Source organism: Shewanella sp. SG44-2, from assembly GCF_014164215.1.
GTDB classification, from domain to species: domain Bacteria; phylum Pseudomonadota; class Gammaproteobacteria; order Enterobacterales; family Shewanellaceae; genus Shewanella; species Shewanella frigidimarina.
This window is the reverse complement of record NZ_JACJEU010000028.1, coordinates 54,857-57,793: the sequence shown is the minus strand read 5'-3', so window position 1 is coordinate 57,793 and position 2,937 is coordinate 54,857. Positions and strand designations below refer to the sequence as shown.

General features: G+C 43.0%; 1 protein-coding gene and 8 tRNA genes. 3 read left to right on the top strand and 6 right to left on the bottom strand.

All coding sequences use genetic code 11. The features are described from left to right. Window positions 1-101: 101 nt before the first annotated feature. The 6 genes from H5181_RS16970 to H5181_RS16945 form a co-directional block, all read right to left on the bottom strand. Window positions 102-177, bottom strand: a tRNA-Val gene (locus H5181_RS16970). 34 nt (window positions 178-211) lie between these two features. Further along, window positions 212-287, bottom strand: a tRNA-Val gene (locus H5181_RS16965). A 27-nt stretch (window positions 288-314) separates the two neighbouring features. After that, window positions 315-390, bottom strand: a tRNA-Val gene (locus tag H5181_RS16960). A gap of 41 nt (window positions 391-431) precedes the next feature. After that, a tRNA-Val gene (locus tag H5181_RS16955) sits at window positions 432-507 on the bottom strand. Between the two features lie 32 nt (window positions 508-539). Next, a tRNA-Val gene (locus H5181_RS16950) sits at window positions 540-615 on the bottom strand. Window positions 616-654: 39 nt separating this feature from the next. Then, window positions 655-730: transfer RNA gene (locus tag H5181_RS16945), tRNA-Val, on the bottom strand. A gap of 256 nt (window positions 731-986) precedes the next feature. On the opposite strand from H5181_RS16945, the gene gltX reads away from it, so the two are divergent. The 3 genes from gltX (at window position 987) to H5181_RS16930 (ending at window position 2,930) form a co-directional block, all read left to right on the top strand. Then, on the top strand, window positions 987-2,396 hold the full coding sequence (gene gltX / locus H5181_RS16940; RefSeq protein WP_011638163.1) for a glutamate--tRNA ligase: 1,410 nt from the start codon (window positions 987-989) through the stop codon (window positions 2,394-2,396). 104 nt (window positions 2,397-2,500) lie between these two features. Further along, window positions 2,501-2,576: transfer RNA gene (locus tag H5181_RS16935), tRNA-Ala, on the top strand. Window positions 2,577-2,854: 278 nt separating this feature from the next. Beyond that, window positions 2,855-2,930 (top strand) — tRNA-Glu (locus H5181_RS16930). The last annotated feature ends 7 nt before the right edge of the window (window positions 2,931-2,937 follow it).

Genomic DNA, 2,937 nt, shown 5'->3' with positions numbered 1-2,937 from the left:
TGGATTGCTTGGATTGCTTGGATTGCTTGGATTGCTTGGATTGCTTGGATTGCTTGGTAAAACTTTGAAGGATGTAAGATGAATAATACAGAAATAAAATATGGTGGTCGCTACTGGGCTCGAACCAGTGACCCCCTCCTTGTAAGGGAGGTGCTCTCCCAGCTGAGCTAAGCGACCTGGGATAAAACGTAAATGTAAGCTTAAATTGATATGGTGGTCGCTACTGGGCTCGAACCAGTGACCCCCTCCTTGTAAGGGAGGTGCTCTCCCAGCTGAGCTAAGCGACCTGGGAATATCAATCTTTTTGTAAAATATGGTGGTCGCTACTGGGCTCGAACCAGTGACCCCCTCCTTGTAAGGGAGGTGCTCTCCCAGCTGAGCTAAGCGACCTGGGATATTTTACTTTTGAGTCCACCACTCTATTTGAGAAATGGTGGTCGCTACTGGGCTCGAACCAGTGACCCCCTCCTTGTAAGGGAGGTGCTCTCCCAGCTGAGCTAAGCGACCTGGGACTCTACACAACAGTTTAGTTAATTATATGGTGGTCGCTACTGGGCTCGAACCAGTGACCCCCTCCTTGTAAGGGAGGTGCTCTCCCAGCTGAGCTAAACGACCTGGGATATAATTAACAGTTATAATCCATAAATAAAAATATGGTGGTCGATACTGGGCTCGAACCAGTGACCCCCTCCTTGTAAGGGAGGTGCTCTCCCAGCTGAGCTAATCGACCTCGCTGTGTGGGGCCGTATTATAGGGGGCAAGCAAAACCTGTCAACGCTTTTTATTTAAAATAATGTCAGTCGGACTAAAATTGTTCGCTTTGATGCTTTGTTGAACAAGGGATTGTGATCAAAAATAAAGAAAATCCAAAAACCTCCCTAGGTTTGAAAGTCCGCCATTTCAACTGCTGGGTTTGACTGTTAGAATAGCGGCACATTTTTTTGTTTGTCTTCTTTAGACGTTTATAAATAGGTTAGTGTCCGATTATGACTACTAAGACGCGTTTTGCTCCAAGTCCAACTGGTTTTCTTCATGTAGGTGGTGCTCGTACAGCACTTTATTCATGGTTGCACGCACGTGCTAACAATGGTGAATTTGTACTTCGTATTGAAGACACTGATATTGAACGTTCAACTCAAGAAGCATGTGATGCCATTCTTGACGGTATGAACTGGTTAGGTTTGACTTGGGATGAAGGTCCTTATTACCAAACTAAACGTTTTGATCGTTACAATGAAATTATTGAGCAAATGCTAGACAAAGGCACTGCATACAAATGCTATTGCTCGCGTGAACGCATTGAGAGCATGCGTGAAGACCAAGCTGCGCAAGGTTTGCAACAGAAATATGACGGTTGTTGTCGTAACCTTGCACCTCGTGACACTGACGAACCTTTTGTCATTCGCTTTAAAAACCCAATTGAAGGCAGCGTTATATTTGATGATCACGTTCGGGGTCGAATCGAAATTTCGAACGATATGCTTGATGATTTGATAATTAAGCGTACCGATGGTGTACCAACCTATAATTTCTGTGTTGTAGTAGATGACTGGGACATGGGTATTACCTGCGTTGTACGCGGTGAAGATCATATCAATAATACGCCACGCCAAATCAACATACTTAAAGCATTAGGCGCACCGATCCCTGAATATGCACATGTGTCGATGATTCTAGGTGACGATGGCGCCAAGCTATCTAAACGTCATGGTGCTGTGGGCGTTATGCAATACCGAGATGACGGGTATCTACCAGAAGCACTATTAAACTATCTTGTTCGCTTAGGTTGGTCTCATGGCGATCAAGAAATATTTTCAATGGAAGAGTTGAAAACGCTGTTTAAGTTAGATGATATCAATAAAGCTGCTTCAGCTTTTAATACTGATAAGCTTATTTGGTTAAACCAACATTATATCAAGTCTCTCGATCCTGTTTATGTCGCATCACATTTACAATGGCATATGGATGATCAGAAAATTGATACTAGCAATGGTCCAGCGTTAACTGAAATTGTTACAGCATTATCAGAACGAGCGAAAACATTAAAAGAATTAGCTGCTTCAAGCCGTTACTTCTATGAAGATTTTGATAACTTCGATGAAGCACAAGCTAAGAAGCATCTACGTGGCGTGGCACTAGAGCCTTTAACATTGTTCAATCAAAAGTTATCTGAACTAAATGATTGGAGCGTAGAGAATATTCACAACGTTATTGAAGCCACAGCGACAGAACTTGATGTCGGCATGGGTAAAGTAGGTATGCCTTTACGCGTTGCGGTTACTGGCGCAGGACAGTCTCCTGCATTAGATTTAACCTTGTTCTTAATCGGAAAAGAAAGATCTGCACAAAGAATATCCAAAGCGATTGAATTTGTAGCAGATAGAATAAATTCCTAAAAAACGAGTTGACACTTTTGGGTATGCTGCATAGAATGCGCCTCGCAGTTGAGACATGATGTTAGATTTTTTCTAGTAGCATATTCAAAAGCATTAAGTAAGACGGGGTTATAGCTCAGCTGGGAGAGCGCTTCGCTGGCAGTGAAGAGGTCCACGGTTCGATCCCGTGTAGCTCCACCACTTACTTAACAATCTTTAAGTAGATAATTAGCATTGATGTTTAGCCTACAGACACCAATGAGTATTCACTCGATACAGAGTATAACGTATCAAATGTGTCCCATTCGTCTAGAAATAGAGCTTAGGACATCGCTCACTTTGGTTTATAAAGAGTCGGCGGTAACAGGGGTTCGAATCTTAGGATTTTGTTCTTCATTATAGGTGGTAACTAGCACTGGTGTTTAGCCTACAGACATCAATGAGTATTCACTCGATACAGAGTATAACGTATCAAATGTGTCCCATTCGTCTAGAGGCCTAGGACACCGCCCTTTCACGGCGGTAACAGGGGTTCGAATCCCCTATGGGATACCATATTTAA